The sequence below is a fragment of the Pseudomonas sp. IPO3747 genome, assembly GCF_013385245.1.
In the GTDB taxonomy this organism is placed as follows: domain Bacteria; phylum Pseudomonadota; class Gammaproteobacteria; order Pseudomonadales; family Pseudomonadaceae; genus Aquipseudomonas; species Aquipseudomonas edaphica.
This window is the reverse complement of sequence record NZ_JACAQL010000002.1, coordinates 359,695-375,992: the sequence shown is the minus strand read 5'-3', so window position 1 is coordinate 375,992 and position 16,298 is coordinate 359,695. Positions and strand designations below refer to the sequence as shown.

Here is a 16,298-nt window from a genome sequence, read left to right as displayed (position 1 = left end):
CTTTTTTCTGCCCCTACATGTGGAAGGTTCCCGTGACTCAGAAGCCCGACCAGTGTCTTGGTGAATGGATCGACCGTGAAGCACTCGCTGAAGCGATGATTCCGCTTATCGGTCAGCTGTACCGCAATAACAATGTGGTGAGCTCGATCTATGGCCGCAGCCTGATCAACCAGTCAGTCATCGCGATTCTCAAAGCCCATCGCTTTGCTCGCCATCGTTCTGCCGACGACAGCGAACTCTCCGTCCACGAAACATTCCCTCTGCTTAAAGCCATGAGCGAGCTCAAGCTCGGCGCGGCTTCGGTAGACCTGGGCAAGTTGGCTTACAAGTTCCGCAAAGAAGGTGCCGGCCGCAGCGCCGAGCAGTTCGTGCGTGAAGAAATGGCCGATGTGGTTGGCCAGCAAAACGCTGCAGCCCGCAAAGGCACCGACGTGGTGTTGTACGGCTTCGGTCGTATCGGCCGCCTGCTGGCGCGCATCCTGATCGAAAAAACCGGTGGCGGCGACGGCCTGCGCCTGCGTGCCATCGTGGTGCGTAAAGGCGCCGAGAACGACCTGACCAAGCGTGCCAGCCTGCTGCGCCGCGACTCGGTACATGGCCCGTTCAACGGCACCATCGTCATCGACGAAGAAAACAACACCATCACCGCCAACGGTAACCTGATCCAGGTGATCTACGCGAAGAACCCGGCCGAGGTGGATTACACCCAATACGGCATCAAGGACGCACTGCTGGTGGACAACACCGGTGTATGGCGTGATGCCGAAGGCCTGGGCCAGCACCTGGCCTGCCCAGGTATCGACCGCGTTGTGCTGACTGCGCCTGGCAAGGGCAAGCTCAAGAACATCGTGCACGGTATCAACCACGGCGAAATCACCGCTGACGACAAGATCGTGTCCGCTGCTTCCTGCACCACCAACGCCATCGTGCCGGTGCTGAAGGCTGTGAATGACAAGTTCGGCATCGTGAATGGTCACGTTGAAACGGTTCACTCGTACACCAACGACCAGAACCTGATCGACAACTTCCACAAAGGCGATCGCCGTGGCCGTAGCGCCGCGTTGAACATGGTGATCACCGAGACCGGTGCCGCCACCGCTGCTGCCAAGGCCCTGCCTGAGCTGGCCGGCAAGCTGACCGGTAACGCGATCCGCGTACCGACGCCGAACGTGTCGATGGCCATTCTCAACCTGAACCTTGAGAAAGCCGCCACCCGCGAAGAGATGAACGAGTACCTGCGCTACATGGCGCTGCACTCCGACCTGCATAAGCAGATCGACTTCGTTAACTCGCAGGAAGTGGTGTCCACCGACTTCGTGGGCTCGCGTCACGCCGGTGTGGTCGACGCTGAAGCGACCATTACCCAGGACAACCGCGTTGTTCTGTACGTGTGGTACGACAACGAGTTCGGCTACAGCTGCCAGGTGGTTCGTGTGATGGAAGACATGGCCGGGGTTAACCCGCCAGCATTCCCGCGCTAAGCCTTTGCGGTAAATGAAAAAGCCCCGACTGGTTCGGGGCTTTTTTGTGGCTGTTGGTTTTGTGGTGAATATCAGGGCCTCATCGCAGGCAAGCCAGCTCCCACATTTCGACTTGTGAGCACCGTCAAATGTGGGGGCTGGCTTGCCTGCGATAGCGGTCTATCAGGCGCCGCCAACCACCGAAGCCTGCGCAGTCCGCAGTTCATGCCGATTGCCTTTAAACAGCACCAACGTCGCAATCAGCCCCAACACCGCCGCACCACTGAGCCAAATCCCTGGCGCCGCCTTGTTATCCAGCACATGGATCAGGTAAGTACAGGCCGCCGGCGTAAACCCACCAAAGGTCGCCGTTGCCAGGCTATAAGCCAGCGAGAATCCAGTGGTGCGCACTTCAATCGGCATGATCTCGGTAAGCGCCACCACCATCGCCCCGTTGTACGAGCCATACAGGAACGACAACCACAACAGCACGATCAGCAGATGGCTGAAACTCGGATTCGCCACCAGCCACGACAGCGCCGGATACGCTGTGAGAATTGCCAGAATCGTCGCACCCAGCAGCAAGGGTTTGCGCCCGATCTTGTCGGACACCGCGCCCATCACCGGCAGCCAGATAAAGTTGGAGATGCCCACGCACACCGTCACCAGCAATGCGTCGAAGTCAGACAGGTGCAGTTCGGCCTTGCCGAAGGTCGGGGTGTAAGCGGTAATGAGGTAGAACGACACGGTGGTCATCACCACCAGCGCCATGCCGGCGATGACGATGCCAAAGTTCTGGCCGATCGAACGCACGATTTCCTGCAGGGTAGGGCGGTGTTTACGTGCCTGGAACTCTGGGGTTTCCTCCAGCGAACGGCGAATCACGAAGATCACCGGCACGATCAGGCAGCCGATCAGGAACGGCACGCGCCAGCCCCAGTCGCCCATCTCTTCCGGGCTGAGCCAGTGGTTGAGGCCCACGCCGAGCAAACCGGCGAACACCACCGCAGCCTGCTGGCTGGCGGACTGCCAACTGACGAAAAAGCCCTTGCGGCCCGGTGTGGCGATTTCTGCCAGGTACACCGACACACCGCCCAGCTCGACGCCGGCAGAGAAACCCTGAAGCAGTCGACCGAACAGCACGATCAGCGGCGCGGCCACACCCAATGTGGCGTAGCCGGGCACACAGGCAATCAGGATGGTGCCGGCGGCCATCAAGGCCAGCGTGATGACCAGGCCCTTTTTGCGGCCGTGGCGGTCGATATAGGCGCCAAGGAAGATTGCGCCCAGTGGCCGCATCAGGAAACCGGCGCCGAAGGTCGCAAGCGACAGCATCAACGAGGCAAACGCGCTGTCGCTGGGAAAGAAGGTCTTGGCAATGGCCGTGGCATAGAAGCCATAGACCATGAAGTCGAACATCTCGAGGAAGTTGCCGCTGACAACGCGAAAAATCGCTTTGCCTTTGCCCGTGGTAGTGGACATGTCATGCACTCATGTTGGCTGTCTTATTAGTGATCCCTGGTCATTACTCGTCCTTGCTACAGTTTTGTAACCATATGTGTATTAGCCACTACGGGCAATAGAAACCGGTAGCAAGCTGACTAAATGCGCAGTTATCGGGGGCGATGAAAATCAAATGTGGGAGCTGGCTTGCCTGCGATAGCGGTGTGTCAGTCCGCAAATGAATGGCTGACCCACCGCTATCGCAGGCAAGCCAGCTCCCACAGGGTTCTTTGGTGTTTTTGGGGGCGTTGGTTAGTTCAGGAGGGCGTTGCGCAGGCTGTCCGACAGGCCTTTCGGCGCGAGCCAGATACCGAGGTAGGCCTTTGCCAATTCATCATCGCGACTGCTGAACACCACTTGCTCATTGATCTCCAGGCTCAGCCCACGCCCAGGACGAAAATCCAGGGCGTAACGGTCACCGCTGCGAATGTTGCGGAAACTGGCGTGCAGTTGGTCCAGCTCAGGCTTCAGGCGGGCGAGGGTTGCAGCGGATTGCTGACGTTCAAGGGTAGCCGTAGCGGCCTTGATCACATCATTGCGGTCGATGTCGCGAAAGTAATACAGCGCCAGGCGCACAGCCTTTTGCTGGTCCCAGGCCTGTTTGGCGCTGATATCAGCTGGAGCGTACAGCGCGGCCGCATACACATCCGCCCAGAGATACACCAGCACCGCCTGGTTTTTCAGCGCCAGCTCATGCGTTTGCGCAGCAAAACCGGCTTGCTTAAGCCGACTCGCTTCACTGGCGTGCGCTGTCAGCGAAAAAATCATCATTAAACAGAAAACCACATGCCGCATAATGGCCCCGCCTGCGAAGGTGCGTGTCAGCAGTGTAATGCCAGTTTGCAGTTCCTGTAGTAAAGGCAAGACTGGCCTACGACGCGACCAAGGGTTAATGTGCGCGGCGTTGAGCCTTATATAGACTGTGCCCCGGCTCACACACTTGAGCCAAAAATTTCCTTCATGCCCGCTGGCCGCGGCATGATTTAGCCAGGCGTCCAACCGTACGCCTGGCCTGTTCTGAGGAGTACGCATGGCTGTCTACAACTACGACGTGGTGGTACTGGGTTCCGGCCCGGCTGGAGAAGGTGCGGCAATGAACGCCGCCAAAGCGGGGCGCAAGGTGGCGATGGTCGATAGCCGTCGCCAGGTCGGCGGTAACTGCACCCACCTGGGTACCATCCCGTCCAAGGCCTTGCGTCACTCGGTGCGCCAGATCATGCAGTTCAACACCAACCCGATGTTCCGGGCCATTGGTGAGCCGCGCTGGTTCTCGTTCCCGGACGTGCTTAAAAGCGCCGAGAAAGTCATCTCCAAGCAAGTTGCGTCTCGCACGGGTTACTACGCCCGTAACCGCGTCGACCTGTTTTTTGGCACCGGCAGTTTCGCCGACGAGCAAACCGTCGAAGTGGTCTGCGCCAATGGCGTGGTCGAGAAGCTGGTGGCCAAGCACATCATCATCGCCACCGGTTCGCGCCCGTATCGCCCAGCCGATATCGATTTCCACCACCCGCGTATCTACGATAGCGACACCATCCTGAGCCTGGGCCACACCCCGCGCAAACTGATCATCTATGGCGCCGGCGTTATCGGCTGTGAATACGCCTCGATCTTCAGTGGCCTGGGTGTGTTGGTGGAGCTGGTCGACAACCGCGACCAGTTGCTGAGCTTCCTCGACTCGGAAATCTCCCAGGCGTTGAGCTACCACTTCAGCAACAACAACATCACCGTGCGCCACAACGAAGAGTACGAGCGGGTCGAAGGCCTGGATAACGGGGTGATTTTGCACCTCAAGTCCGGCAAGAAGATCAAGGCCGACGCCTTGCTGTGGTGCAACGGCCGTACCGGCAACACCGACAAGCTGGGCATGGAAAACATCGGGGTCAAGGTCAACAGCCGTGGCCAGATCGAAGTGGATGAGAATTACCGCACCTGCGTACCGAACATCTACGGTGCCGGTGACGTGATCGGCTGGCCGAGCCTGGCCAGTGCTGCGCATGACCAGGGCCGTTCGGCCGCTGGCAGCATCGTCGACAATGGCAGCTGGCGTTATGTGAACGACGTGCCGACCGGGATCTACACGATTCCCGAGATCAGCTCGATCGGCAAGAACGAACACGAACTGACCAAGGCCAAGGTGCCTTATGAAGTCGGCAAGGCATTCTTCAAGAGCATGGCGCGTGCGCAGATCGCCGGTGAGCCGCAAGGCATGCTGAAGATCCTGTTCCACCGTGAAACCCTTGAGGTTCTCGGCGTGCATTGCTTCGGCTACCAGGCCTCGGAGATCGTGCACATCGGCCAGGCGATCATGAGCCAACCGGGTGAGCAAAATACCCTCAAGTATTTTGTAAACACCACGTTCAACTACCCGACCATGGCCGAAGCCTATCGGGTAGCGGCCTACGACGGCCTCAACCGGCTTTTTTGAGCGGCTCCGGCCGGTGGCCTGAGCCGGCCGGGGAGACCGATTTCAGTAATTCTCGAGGGTGGCAGTGGCCAAACCGGGAAAGTCTGTAATCAGGCTATCTACGCCGAAGTCGGCGAGCCTGCGCATCAGCGCAGGTTCGTTGACCGTCCACACGGACACGTGCAAACCCTGACGCTGGGCTTTTTCCAGGCGCTCGGGGGTGCACAACGTCCAGTTCAACGCCAAGTACTCACAGCCGTAGTTCTGCGCGACCTTCAACGGGTCGAGCCAGGCGTATTCGGCCACCAGGCCGCGTGACAGGTCCGGGGTGAGCTCAACCGCCGCTTTTAATACTTCCCGAGAACTTGAGGTCACGGTGACCTTGTCCATCAGGCCATGCCGCACGGCCATCTCGCGGATCGCCAGCACAGTGGTCGCGGCGCGGGTGCGCGAGGCACTTTTGACTTCCAGCTGCCAGTGATCGAAGTCGCACTGTTCGAACAGTTCTTCCAGGCGCGGAATCGGGCACGGTTTGACCCAGCCTGGGCCACCTTTGCGCGCGTCCATCTTTACCAGGTCTGCCGCCGAATACTCGACGACCTTGCCGCGCCGGTCGGCGGTGCGCTTGAGGGTCGGGTCGTGGATCACCATCAACTCGCCGTCCATGGACAGGTGCAAGTCCAGTTCGCAACGGCGTACACCGTGCTTGAGGCACTCCTGAAAGCTGGTCAGGGTGTTTTCCGGTGCTTCGCCTTTGGCACCGCGGTGGCCGTAAATCAGGGTCACAGTTGCTCCTTTGCGCCAGATAGGCTGGCGTGTTCAATACGTATTCAGAGGTCGTCGCTTTGTTCCCGCGCCAGACGGCGTTCCTGTGCCTGTTTCTGCAGGATATAGCGCGCCAGCAACTGGCGTTGGGCGTCGGTCATGGATTCGAACTCCGTGCCCACGTCAAAACCATCGCCTTTGGGCTCGCAATGCGTCACGCGTGCGCGCAACAGCAGGCCGAGCGCCTGGGGCATCAGCACCAGCTTGACCGCCAGGTGCGCGCCGGGCGCCAGCGGCGTGGGGTGCTGGAAGTCGATGCCGCCTTCGGAGATGATCACCGGCTGCGGTGCGCCGACTTCGTCCAACAGACCACGGGCCATGATCTGGCTGAGCAGGTCCACGCGTTTGTTCTGGACTTTGAGAAAGGCCGCCAGGCTGCGGTCCTTCTCGCTGATCTGGCGCAGCAGGTGCTGGGCTTCGAATTCGCTGAGGTGCAGTTCGCTGAGCAGATTGAACAGCGGGGAATCATCCAGCAACACTTCCTTGCTCGCCGCTTCCGGGGCAGACAGTGTGCTGATTTGAAGTGCGATCATGTCGTCGATACGGTAGTATTCGCGGCGTTCTTCTTCATCTAATGTCGACATGGCGAACCCCAGGTAACGGTAATGGTCAGAGTGTAAAGCTGCTTACCAGACCCCGCCACCGGGACGTCTTCTTTTCCTCCGAACAAGCCCCGACATGTTCAGACCTCTCTTCGTATTTATCGGCACGCGTTATACCCGTGCAAAGCGCCGCAATCATTTTGTGTCGTTCATTTCCCTGACCTCGATGATCGGGCTCGCCTTGGGCGTGGTCGTGATGATCGTGGTGCTGTCGGTGATGAACGGCTTCGATCATGAGATGCGCACCCGCGTGCTGGGCATGGTGCCCCACGCGACCATCGAGTCCGATGAACCCATCAACGACTGGCAAAGCCTGGCCTCCAAGGTCAAGCAGAACCCCAAGGTGGTGGCCGTTGCGCCGTTTACCCAGATGCAGGGGCTGCTGACCAACGACGGCAAGGTGCAGAAGATCCTGCTCAATGGCGTTGACCCGGCCCAGGAACGTAACGTGTCGATCATCGACAAGTTCATGTTGCAGGGCAAACTCGACGACTTGGCACCCGGCAGCTTCGGCATCGTGATCGGCGACAAGGCGGCGGCCAAGCTCGGCGTGGGCATCGGCGACAAGCTGACCTTCGTCGCGCCGGAAGTCACCGTGACCCCGGCCGGCATGTTCCCGCGCATGAAGCGCTTTACCGTGGTCGGCACCTTCCACGTCGGCGCCGGCGAAATCGACGGCTACCTGGGCCTCACCAACCTTACCGACCTGGCCCGCCTGCATCGCTGGCAGCCGGATCAGGTGCAGGGCCTGCGCCTCAAGTTCAACGACCTGTTCGATGCACCGCGCGGCGCGTGGGAAATCGCCCAGCACCTGGGCGACTCGCAGTACTACGCCCGCGACTGGACCCGCACCCACGGCAACCTCTACCAGGCCATCCGCATGGAAAAAGCCATGATTGGCCTGCTGTTGCTGCTGATCGTCGCCGTGGCTGCGTTCAACATCATCTCCACGCTCGTGATGGTGGTGAACGACAAGAAGGGCGATATCGCCATCCTGCGTACCCTTGGCGCCACGCCGGGCCAGATCATGGCGATCTTCATGGTGCAGGGCACCGTGATCGGCGTAGTCGGCACCTTGATCGGTACCGCCGTCGGCATTCTGGCCGCGCTGAACGTCAGCGCCGCCATTGCCGCGCTGGAAAAAGTCATCGGCCACAAGTTTCTCAACGCTGACGTCTACTTCATCGACTACTTGCCGTCCCAGGTTCAGGCCCAGGACGTGTTGATGGTGGGCGGCGCCGCGTTGCTATTGAGTTTCCTTGCCACCCTGTATCCAGCCTGGCGCGCGGCACGCACCCAGCCAGCACAGGCCTTACGTTATGAGTGAATCGGGCATGAGTGAAAAAGCTATCTTGAGCTGCCGCAACCTGGGCAAATCCTACGAGGAAGGCCCGGAGTCGGTAGTGGTGTTGTCCAACCTGCAGCTGGAACTGCACCCGGGCGAGCGCGTGGCGATCGTCGGCAGTTCCGGTTCCGGCAAAAGTACCTTGCTCAACCTGTTGGGCGGCCTGGATACGCCTTCCGAGGGCAGCGTGTGGCTGGCCGGCGAAGAACTGTCGGCACTGGGTGAAAAAGCCCGTGGCCAACTGCGCAACCGTTCGCTCGGTTTTGTGTACCAGTTCCACCACCTGCTGCCGGAATTCACCGCACTGGAAAACGTGTGCATGCCGCTGCTGATCGGCAAGACCGCGATCCCGGAAGCCCGCCAGCGCGCCAAGGCACTGCTGGAGCGCGTCGGCCTTGGCCATCGCCTGGAGCACAAACCGGCGGAACTGTCCGGCGGCGAGCGCCAGCGTGTGGCCATCGCCCGTGCCCTGGTGAACAACCCAGGCCTGGTGATGCTCGATGAGCCGACCGGCAACCTCGACTCGCATACCGCGCAAGGCATCAAGGACTTGATGCTGGAACTGAGCACCCAGATGCGCACCGCGTTCCTGGTGGTCACCCATGACATGAGCATGGCCCGCCAGATGGACCGCGTGTTGCACCTGCAGGAAGGTCATCTGGTCGCCATCTGACCCGTTTCAAGCCTGGCTTTTTTAAGCCAGGCTTTTTCATTTTTTTAAACGGTGCCCGCGAATGTTCAGACCGTTATCGATTTTTATCGGCACGCGCTATACCCGCGCCAAGCGCCGCAACCGTTTTGTCTCGTTTATCTCGATGACCTCGATGATCGGCCTCGCCCTGGGCGTGCTGGCGATGATCGTGGTGCTGTCGGTAATGAACGGCTTCCAGCGTGAAATGAGCACGCGCATCCTCGGCATGGTGCCCCACGCCACTATCGTCGGTGTAAACCCGATTGATAACTGGCAGCCCGTGGCCGCCGCCGCGCTGAAGAACCCCGAGGTCACCGCTGCGGTGCCGTTCACACAGATGGACGGCATGTTCTCCTACAAGGGCGCGATGCAGCCGATCGAGATCAGCGGCGTTGACCCGGCCCAGGAAGGCAAGGTGTCGATCGTTGCCCAGCATATCGTGCGCGGCAAACTCGAAGACCTGAAGGCCGGCGAGTTCGGCGTAGTGATCGGCGACATCACCGCACGGCGCTTTCGCCTGAATGTGGGCGACAAGCTGACCCTGATCGTGCCGGAAATCAGCACGGCCGCACCGGGTGGCATCACCCCGCGCATGCAGCGCCTGAACGTGGTCGGTATCTTCAAGGTCGGCGCCGAGCTGGATGGCTCCATGGCCCTGATCAACATGGCCGACGCCGCCGAGATCCAGCATTGGCAGCCGAACCAGGTGCAAAGCGTGCGCCTGGCGGTGAAAGACTTGTACGCGGCCCCCAAGGTTTCGGCCGACATTGCCGCGAGCCTGGGCGCCGGCTACAAGCCGGATGACTGGACCCACACCCAGGGCAGCCTGTTCAGCGCCATGAAGATGGAAAAGACCATGATCGGCCTGCTGTTGCTGATGATCGTCGCCGTCGCTGCGTTCAACATCATCGCCACCCTGATCATGGTGGTGAACGACAAAGGCGCGGACATCGCGATTTTGCGCACCATCGGCGCCACGCCACGGCAGATCATGGCGATCTTCATGGTGCAGGGCACGGTGATCGGTATCGTCGGCACCTTGATCGGCGGCGTGCTGGGCGTGATTGCGGCGCTGAACGTGAGTGAACTGGTGGGCTGGCTGGAGCGCGTGACCGGGCAGCATATCTTCAGTTCGGACGTGTACTTCGTCAGCAACCTGCCTTCCGAGCTGCAAGGCGGCGATGTGCTGCTGATTTGCACGGCCGGGTTTGTGTTGAGCTTTATGGCGACGATTTACCCGGCGTATCGGGCGGCGAAGATTGAGCCGGCGCATGCCCTCAGGTATTCGTAAACGCTAAGACCGCTATCGCAGGCAAGCCAGCTCCCACATTTTGATGTGTGAATACATTCGAATGTGGGAGCTGGCTTGCCTGCGATAGGGCCGGCCCAGCTTGCATCAATCCCCCTTGGGCAACTCAATCACAAACCTGGTCCACCCGGCTTCAGATTCACAATAAATCCTCCCTCCATGCGCCCGCACAATCGACTGGGTAATCGCCAACCCCAGCCCCGCATGTTCACTGCTGCCTTCACGGCGCGCGGGGTCTGCCCGATAGAACCGATCAAACAATTTAGGTAACAAAGCCGCTGGAATACCTTCCCCGGTATTGGCCACAGTCAGCGTCACAGCCTGTGCGCTTTCCATAATCCGCACCCGCACCTCGCCACCCACCGGGGTAAACCGCAGCGCGTTATCCAGCAAGTTCGACACGGCCCGGCGCAACATACCGCGATCGCCCGCCGTTTGAGCCGTGCCTTCGCACACCAGATTGACCTGCGCGTCTTCGGCCAACAGCGCAAAAAACTCCAGCAACGCCTCCACTTCATCGTGCAGCGCCAGCGCTTCGCGCTTGGGCATCAGCAGGCCATGGTCGGCTTTGGCCAGGTACAACATGTCATTCACCAATTGCGCCATCCACTGCAACTCCTCCAGGTTGCTGTGCAGCGCCTCGCGGTAGTCCTCCAGCGGGCGCGGCTGGGTGAGGATCACCTGGGTTTGAGTCAGCAGGTTCGACAGGGGCGTGCGCAGTTCATGGGCGATATCGGCGGAGAAAGACGAGAGGCGCTGGAACGCGTCGTCGAGCCGTCCCAGCATCGCGTTAAACGCTTGGGCGAGTTCGGCCAGTTCCACCGGCATTTGCGCCTGGGGCAATCGTTGGGTCAGGGAGTGGGCCGACACGCCGGCGGCCACTTCACTCATGCGCCGTAACGGCCGCAGCCCGCTGCGCGCTGCCCATGCGCCGAGCAGCGCGGTGGCCAGGGCGGACAAGCCGACCGTGAGCCAGATCAACCGCTGCATGCGTTGCAGAAAGTGCTGGTGGTGCGTGATGTCGAGGATCAGCGTCACTTGCGGCGAGCCGGGTTGGCCCTCCAGCAACGGCGCGTTGTACACGCGGTAGTCGGTGCCCGCGTTTTGCAGGCTGTGCAGGCCGGGCGCTGCGGGCAGCGTGACACTCGGCGCGCCATCAAACCAGCGTTGGCCGGCGGCACTGATGCGCAAGGCAAGGTCCGGCTGGCGGCTGAGTTCGGCACGCAGTTGCGCTTCTCGCTGAGTAAAGGCCGCCAGTGAGTCGACACCCTGCAAGGTGCTGCGCAGCGCGATCAGTTTGCCGTCGAGTTGCTGCTGGTCCAGCTCGATAAAGTGCGCTTCGCTGGCTTGGTTGAACAACACGCCAGCGATGAGCGAGACCACCGCCGTACAGCCGGCAAATAACAGGGCCAGACGGCTGGCCAGGGACAGGCGCGCAATCAATTGCACCGTTCCTCCAGCACATAGCCCATGCCGCGCACGGTGTGGATCAGCTTGGTGGGGAAGTTGTCATCGACTTTAAGGCGCAAGCGGCGGATCGCCACTTCGATGATATTGGTGTCACTGTCGAAATTCATGTCCCACACCTGGGAGGCAATCAGGCTCTTGGGCAGCACTTCGCCCTGGCGGCGCAGCAGCAGCTCCAGCAAGGCGAACTCCTTGGCGGTGAGGTCGATACGCTGGCCGCCGCGCTCGACGCGGCGGCGGATCAGGTCCAGGCGCAGGTCGGCCAGTTGCAGCGTGGTTTCCTGCGGGGTGCTGCTGCCACGGCGCAACAGGCTGCGCACCCGCGCCAGCAATTCGGAAAAGGCGAAAGGCTTGACCAGATAATCATCGGCGCCCAGCTCCAGGCCGTGCACACGGTCTTCCACGGCGTCGCGGGCGGTGAGGAACAACACCGGGATTTCCAGGCCGGCACTGCGCACGGCGTGCAGAATTTGCCAGCCGTCGCGGCCGGGCAGCATCACGTCGAGGATCAGCAGATCGTAATCGCCGGTCAGGGCCAAATGCTGCCCACTCGTGCCGTCGGCCACCAACTCGGTGGTAAAGCCAGCCTCGGTCAGGCCCTGGCGCAGGTAGTGGCCGGTTTTCGGTTGGTCTTCAACGATCAGCAGTTTCATGGGCAACTCGTGGCAACAGGTGGCGATGGGCTTTATACCGTGGGCGGCAGCGTCAGGGCGTAACCTGACAAAGTTGTAATCTAGCAGTCAGCTGGCTGGCAGCAGAGTCGTCTTAAAGTGCTGACCAAGCTGGACACACTTTTTTGGAGAAGCGTCATGGCGTTGCGTACACCTCTGTTATTGGCGGGCTGTTTGTTGGCATTGAGCGTTGATGCAATGGCTGATGAGGCTCACACCTACGCGTTTGGTCACCCGGCACCGGCCGATAAAGCCACGCGCACCGTGGAAGTAACCCTGCAGGACATTTCCTTTTCGCCCAAGGCTCTAGATGTAAAAGCCGGTGAGACCGTGCGCTTTGTGCTGGTCAACAAAGGCCAGTTGCTGCACGAGTTCAACCTGGGTGATGCGGCGATGCACGCCGAACACCAAAAAGAAATGCTCAAGATGCAGGCCAGCGGCATGCTCACGGCCACCGGCATGGGCAAGATGGACCACGCCGCCATGGGGCATGGCGATATGGGCGAGATGGGTTGCATGAAGCATGACGATCCCAACAGCGTGCTGGTGGAACCGGGCAAGACCGCCGAGCTGACCTGGACCTTCAACAAGGCCACCGGTCTTGAGTTTGCCTGCAACATTGCGGGGCATTATCAGGCGGGCATGGTCGGCAAGCTGACCGTTGAGTGAGGCGATTCTTAAGGGCGGGAGCAAAGGCTGGTAGACTGGCGCGATTTATTTAGCCAGGTTTCCGCCATGCATCCCGCAGCCGAACATTCGCCGCTGGGCAAGTCCAGTGAATACATCTCTACCTACACGCCGTCGTTGCTGTTTCCGATCCCTCGCGCCGCCAAATGGGCCGAGCTGGGCCTGACTGCCGAAACCCTGCCTTATAAGGGCGTGGATTTCTGGAACTGCTTCGAGCTGTCGTGGTTGCTGCCATCCGGCAAGCCGGTGGTGGCCATCGGTGAATTCAGCATCCCGGCCGAGTCGCCGAACATCATCGAGTCCAAATCTTTCAAGTTGTACCTCAACTCGCTGAACCAGACCGCGTTTGCCGACACGCAAAGCCTGGAAGCCACCTTGCGCACCGACCTCAGCGCTGCCGCCGGCCTGCCTGTGAGTGTGCGCATCCGCAGCCTGGCCGAGGTTGAGGCCGAAGGCATGATGGCGTTGCCGGGGGCGTGCATCGACGACCTGGACATCAGTGTCAGCAACTACGAGCACCCGCGCCCGGAGCTGCTGCGTTGCGACGACTCGCGCATGGTTGAGGAGAGCGTGCACAGCCACCTGCTCAAATCCAACTGCCCGGTCACCAGTCAGCCGGATTGGGGCAGCGTGGTGGTGGAGTACCGTGGTCACGCGCTGGACCACGCCAGTTTGCTGGAATATATCGTGAGCTTTCGCCAGCACTCGGACTTTCATGAACAGTGCGTGGAGCGCATCTTTTTGGACTTGCAGCGGTTGCTCAAGCCAGAGAAGTTGACGGTGTATGCGCGCTATGTGCGGCGCGGTGGGTTGGATATCAACCCGTATCGCAGCACTGAGAATGTGCAGTTCCAGAACGTGCGCCTGGCGCGTCAGTAGCCGTCACACAAAACAAATGTGGGAGCTGGCTTGCCAGCTCCCACATTTTGGTTCTGTGTTTGGCTTGGGGCCGGGTTAGATCCCCATGTTGCCCAAGGTGATCATGATATTGCGCAATGTCCCGGAAATGACCGGGTGTTCGGCATCGAACTCTATGGCTGCTTGATTCACATCGTCGGAAATACTGGGCGTTTGGGTGGCCGGTTCAAGTTCGAGTTGTAATTCGAACTTGGCAATCAAGGCTTCCAGTGCTTCACGTTTTTCTTCAGACAGCGGCGGTTGCTGTTCCAACTGCCCGCGCAGGATGTTGACCTGTTCTTCAAGCTTTATGCGGTCAGGCATGACGTTCTTCCTTTTATCGATAGGCACTGGCATAGACCGCGGCACGCCGTGAAAGGTCTACGGGCTGACCTGTAGATTAATCCACCGGCGCCTTGAGTGCATGATCTCTATCAGGGCTTCTCGCCTTTAAGCTGGCGCAGGCTGATATCCGCCAGGCAGGTGCCCAGCTCGCCAAGGTGATCGATCACCGAATGCACGCCCAGCCCATACAGCGCCACCGTGGCTTTGCCGCGCTTGTGCTCGCGCTGTTGTTCGGTCAACGCCTGCCATTGCTCAGGTGATAGGCCGCACAGCGAGCCGCAGGACGCCAGGCCGATGGTCCATAACCCGGCATTCAGGCCTGATTGCAGCAAACGCGGCTCGCCGCTGACCAGCACACAGCCTTCGAGGCGTTCGATATTCAGTGCCATCAAGGCTTGCCAGCAGGCATGTGGCGCCGGCCAGCGGAGGGAGGAGGGCGGTGTTGCCTTCACCCAGTCGGGCAATGCGGCCGACAGGGGTGTGGTCACCGAGGCGGGCAGCTCATCCAGCCAGGCGCAGGGCACGCCTTGGTCCTTGAGGCTGCGCAGAATCTTCAGCGCGCCGGGCGTGGCCTGGGAGTCGGGGCAGGGCGAGTCTGTGCGGGCCTGGGAACCGAAATCCACCAGGCAGCCACTCAGGCCAAACAGCACGGCAGTCAAGGTGGGGGCGCTGGCTATGGCAATTTCGGCGTGAGGCATTTCGACTTCCCTGAAATAACTATCCTGAAATAGCTACGACGCTATCCGGGCTGCATGACAAGCGGATGACACTTAACCTGTTTGTAGGAATTTTGTGCATTTTGCGTATGTCGATTCCTCGTTACTGCCTAAATCCACACATCCGTCATATACTGACGGTCTTATTCAGGGCATAGCGCCCATGACAGATCATTCAAGGAGCCAAAGCTATGCGCTGGAGCCAGTACTTCGCTCAGCTATCTGTGTGTGCAACTATCCTGCTCGCCCCCTTCGCGGCCCAGGCTGCGTCGGAAGACGATCCATGGGAAAGCGTCAACCGCCCGATCTTCACCTTCAACGACACCGTTGATACCTACGCGCTCAAGCCGATTGCCCAGGGTTATCAATTTGTAACCCCGCAATTTGTGCAAGACGGCATCCACAACTTCTTCCGCAACATCGGCGATGTCGGCAACCTGGCCAACAACGTGCTGCAGCTCAAGCCGCACGCCGCTGGTGTAGACACCGCCCGCCTGTTGATGAACACCACCTTCGGCGTGCTTGGCTTTGTTGATGTGGGCACCAAAATGGGGCTGCAACGCAGCGATGAAGACTTCGGCCAGACCCTCGGCTACTGGGGCGTCGGCAGCGGTCCTTACGTGATGCTGCCGCTGCTCGGCCCAAGCACCCTGCGTGATGCGCCGTCCAAATACGTCGACAGCTACACCCAACCGTACCGCTACATGAACGATATCGGCTGGCGCAACAGCACCTTCGGCCTGAACATCGTTGATACCCGTGCCAGCCTGCTCGACAGCGAGAAGCTGATCACGGGCGACAAGTACACCTTTATCCGTAACGCTTACCTGCAGAACCGTGAGTTCAAGGTAAAAGACGGCAAGGTCGTCGACGACTTTTAAGCCGTGACGTTTTGAAATGAAAAAAGGCGACCTCTATAGGTCGCCTTTTTTGTGCGCGTTTTTCAGCGCATTTTCAAGATCCTGAGGCCCAGGTGCTGGCGCTCGCCTTCGTTTTTGGCCCACACCACCTCGGTGTCCGCCTCCAGGCCCGTGAGGGCGGCATGTTCCGAATCGATGCGCACGGTCAGTTGGTCTCCCACCTGAAACTGGCGAGGTGCCTCAACCTGCATGCCGGAGCTGGAAAGGTCCACACAAACCCCGGCAATCTCTTGCCCCGCGTGGATCAGCGCCACATCGGCATCCACGCGCATGCGGATGAAATCGCGTTTTTCGTCGTAGCCGCGCTCATGTTCGCTCACGGGTTCCATCCTTACTTTGTGTTGTGGTGGTGACTGTTCTTATAACTCCCGGTGATTTGCGGTGTAAAGACGCCCGGCGACCATCGGCATGAGCTTGAAACCCCTGACGGATGGGAGTACCGTCTGCGCCTTAGAA

17 protein-coding genes are annotated in these 16,298 nt (G+C 60.1%); 8 read left to right on the top strand and 9 right to left on the bottom strand.

Annotation, left to right across the window (positions count from 1 at the left end; translation table 11 throughout):
* Window positions 1-17: 17 nt before the first annotated feature.
* Window positions 18-1,481, top strand: a complete 1,464-nt coding sequence (locus tag HX790_RS02985) for a glyceraldehyde-3-phosphate dehydrogenase (protein WP_017137429.1) — start codon at window positions 18-20, stop codon at window positions 1,479-1,481.
* Between the two features lie 162 nt (window positions 1,482-1,643).
* Here HX790_RS02985 and HX790_RS02980 read toward each other — a convergent pair whose 3' ends face one another.
* Both HX790_RS02980 and HX790_RS02975 read right to left on the bottom strand, forming a co-directional pair.
* A complete protein-coding gene (locus HX790_RS02980; protein ID WP_017137430.1) occupies window positions 1,644-2,942 on the bottom strand; it encodes an MFS transporter in 1,299 nt (432 codons plus the stop codon).
* 273 nt (window positions 2,943-3,215) lie between these two features.
* Complete coding sequence (locus tag HX790_RS02975; protein WP_138454216.1) at window positions 3,216-3,758, bottom strand: chalcone isomerase family protein; 543 nt, start codon at window positions 3,756-3,758, stop codon at window positions 3,216-3,218.
* 235 nt (window positions 3,759-3,993) lie between these two features.
* On the opposite strand from HX790_RS02975, the gene sthA reads away from it, so the two are divergent.
* On the top strand, window positions 3,994-5,388 hold the full coding sequence (sthA, locus tag HX790_RS02970; RefSeq protein ID WP_017137432.1) for a Si-specific NAD(P)(+) transhydrogenase: 1,395 nt from the start codon (window positions 3,994-3,996) through the stop codon (window positions 5,386-5,388).
* A 42-nt stretch (window positions 5,389-5,430) separates the two neighbouring features.
* Here sthA and HX790_RS02965 read toward each other — a convergent pair whose 3' ends face one another.
* The gene (locus tag HX790_RS02965) at window positions 5,431-6,153 is read right to left on the bottom strand and encodes a glycerophosphodiester phosphodiesterase (protein WP_017137433.1); all 723 of its coding nucleotides are present in this window, start codon (window positions 6,151-6,153) and stop codon (window positions 5,431-5,433) included.
* A 44-nt stretch (window positions 6,154-6,197) separates the two neighbouring features.
* On the bottom strand, window positions 6,198-6,776 hold the full coding sequence (locus HX790_RS02960) for a PilZ domain-containing protein (RefSeq protein WP_138453757.1): 579 nt from the start codon (window positions 6,774-6,776) through the stop codon (window positions 6,198-6,200).
* Between the two features lie 94 nt (window positions 6,777-6,870).
* Here HX790_RS02960 and HX790_RS02955 point away from each other — a divergent pair, with 94 nt between their 5' ends.
* From HX790_RS02955 to HX790_RS02945, 3 genes are all read left to right on the top strand, one after another.
* Window positions 6,871-8,121 carry a lipoprotein-releasing ABC transporter permease subunit gene (locus tag HX790_RS02955; RefSeq protein WP_099548679.1) on the top strand — a complete coding sequence of 417 codons (1,251 nt, stop codon included), beginning with the start codon at window positions 6,871-6,873 and terminating at the stop codon, window positions 8,119-8,121.
* 7 nt (window positions 8,122-8,128) lie between these two features.
* Window positions 8,129-8,812: a lipoprotein-releasing ABC transporter ATP-binding protein LolD gene (gene lolD / locus HX790_RS02950; protein WP_020372695.1), complete on the top strand. Its 684-nt coding sequence runs from the start codon at window positions 8,129-8,131 to the stop codon at window positions 8,810-8,812.
* Window positions 8,813-8,873: 61 nt separating this feature from the next.
* Window positions 8,874-10,121: a lipoprotein-releasing ABC transporter permease subunit gene (locus tag HX790_RS02945; protein ID WP_170038821.1), complete on the top strand. Its 1,248-nt coding sequence runs from the start codon at window positions 8,874-8,876 to the stop codon at window positions 10,119-10,121.
* 105 nt (window positions 10,122-10,226) lie between these two features.
* Here HX790_RS02945 and HX790_RS02940 read toward each other — a convergent pair whose 3' ends face one another.
* Together HX790_RS02940 and HX790_RS02935 are read right to left on the bottom strand one after the other, a co-directional pair.
* Complete coding sequence (locus tag HX790_RS02940; protein ID WP_176991363.1) at window positions 10,227-11,582, bottom strand: heavy metal sensor histidine kinase; 1,356 nt, start codon at window positions 11,580-11,582, stop codon at window positions 10,227-10,229.
* Window positions 11,579-12,259, bottom strand: a complete 681-nt coding sequence (locus HX790_RS02935) for a heavy metal response regulator transcription factor (RefSeq protein ID WP_169985568.1) — start codon at window positions 12,257-12,259, stop codon at window positions 11,579-11,581. Before HX790_RS02935 ends, HX790_RS02940 begins: the two co-directional genes overlap by 4 nt.
* A 156-nt stretch (window positions 12,260-12,415) precedes the next feature.
* On the opposite strand from HX790_RS02935, the gene HX790_RS02930 reads away from it, so the two are divergent.
* Both HX790_RS02930 and queF read left to right on the top strand, forming a co-directional pair.
* Complete coding sequence (locus HX790_RS02930) at window positions 12,416-12,946, top strand: cupredoxin domain-containing protein (RefSeq protein WP_176991218.1); 531 nt, start codon at window positions 12,416-12,418, stop codon at window positions 12,944-12,946.
* A 66-nt stretch (window positions 12,947-13,012) separates the two neighbouring features.
* A complete protein-coding gene (gene queF / locus HX790_RS02925; RefSeq protein ID WP_176991217.1) occupies window positions 13,013-13,843 on the top strand; it encodes an NADPH-dependent 7-cyano-7-deazaguanine reductase QueF in 831 nt (276 codons plus the stop codon).
* 75 nt (window positions 13,844-13,918) lie between these two features.
* Here the strand turns inward: queF and HX790_RS02920 are convergent, their stop codons facing one another.
* Together HX790_RS02920 and HX790_RS02915 are read right to left on the bottom strand one after the other, a co-directional pair.
* Window positions 13,919-14,185: a DUF4404 family protein gene (locus tag HX790_RS02920; protein ID WP_017137441.1), complete on the bottom strand. Its 267-nt coding sequence runs from the start codon at window positions 14,183-14,185 to the stop codon at window positions 13,919-13,921.
* Window positions 14,186-14,295: 110 nt separating this feature from the next.
* Entirely contained in the window at window positions 14,296-14,904 is a 609-nt protein-coding gene (locus HX790_RS02915; RefSeq protein WP_099548682.1) for a phosphatase, read from the bottom strand.
* A gap of 209 nt (window positions 14,905-15,113) precedes the next feature.
* On the opposite strand from HX790_RS02915, the gene HX790_RS02910 reads away from it, so the two are divergent.
* On the top strand, window positions 15,114-15,803 hold the full coding sequence (locus HX790_RS02910) for a VacJ family lipoprotein (protein WP_065929195.1): 690 nt from the start codon (window positions 15,114-15,116) through the stop codon (window positions 15,801-15,803).
* Between the two features lie 62 nt (window positions 15,804-15,865).
* On the opposite strand, the gene HX790_RS02905 is transcribed toward HX790_RS02910, so the two are convergent.
* Window positions 15,866-16,162 carry a PilZ domain-containing protein gene (locus HX790_RS02905; protein ID WP_017137444.1) on the bottom strand — a complete coding sequence of 99 codons (297 nt, stop codon included), beginning with the start codon at window positions 16,160-16,162 and terminating at the stop codon, window positions 15,866-15,868.
* Between the last annotated feature and the right edge of the window lie 136 nt (window positions 16,163-16,298).

Bases quoted from the DNA above. Each gene is read 5' to 3' on its own strand.
- HX790_RS02935 (WP_169985568.1), bottom strand. From the start codon at position 12,259: ATGAAACTGCTGATCGTTGAAGACCAACCGAAAACCGGCCACTACCTG.
- HX790_RS02915 (WP_099548682.1), bottom strand. From the start codon at position 14,904: ATGCCTCACGCCGAAATTGCCATAGCCAGCGCCCCCACCTTGACTGCC.
- HX790_RS02960 (WP_138453757.1), bottom strand. From the start codon at position 6,776: ATGTCGACATTAGATGAAGAAGAACGCCGCGAATACTACCGTATCGAC.
- sthA (WP_017137432.1), top strand. From the start codon at position 3,994: ATGGCTGTCTACAACTACGACGTGGTGGTACTGGGTTCCGGCCCGGCT.
- HX790_RS02985 (WP_017137429.1), top strand. From the start codon at position 18: ATGTGGAAGGTTCCCGTGACTCAGAAGCCCGACCAGTGTCTTGGTGAA.
- HX790_RS02910 (WP_065929195.1), top strand. From the start codon at position 15,114: ATGCGCTGGAGCCAGTACTTCGCTCAGCTATCTGTGTGTGCAACTATC.
- queF (WP_176991217.1), top strand. From the start codon at position 13,013: ATGCATCCCGCAGCCGAACATTCGCCGCTGGGCAAGTCCAGTGAATAC.
- HX790_RS02975 (WP_138454216.1), bottom strand. From the start codon at position 3,758: ATGCGGCATGTGGTTTTCTGTTTAATGATGATTTTTTCGCTGACAGCG.
- HX790_RS02920 (WP_017137441.1), bottom strand. From the start codon at position 14,185: ATGCCTGACCGCATAAAGCTTGAAGAACAGGTCAACATCCTGCGCGGG.
- lolD (WP_020372695.1), top strand. From the start codon at position 8,129: ATGAGTGAAAAAGCTATCTTGAGCTGCCGCAACCTGGGCAAATCCTAC.
- HX790_RS02930 (WP_176991218.1), top strand. From the start codon at position 12,416: ATGGCGTTGCGTACACCTCTGTTATTGGCGGGCTGTTTGTTGGCATTG.
- HX790_RS02980 (WP_017137430.1), bottom strand. From the start codon at position 2,942: ATGTCCACTACCACGGGCAAAGGCAAAGCGATTTTTCGCGTTGTCAGC.
- HX790_RS02945 (WP_170038821.1), top strand. From the start codon at position 8,874: ATGTTCAGACCGTTATCGATTTTTATCGGCACGCGCTATACCCGCGCC.
- HX790_RS02955 (WP_099548679.1), top strand. From the start codon at position 6,871: ATGTTCAGACCTCTCTTCGTATTTATCGGCACGCGTTATACCCGTGCA.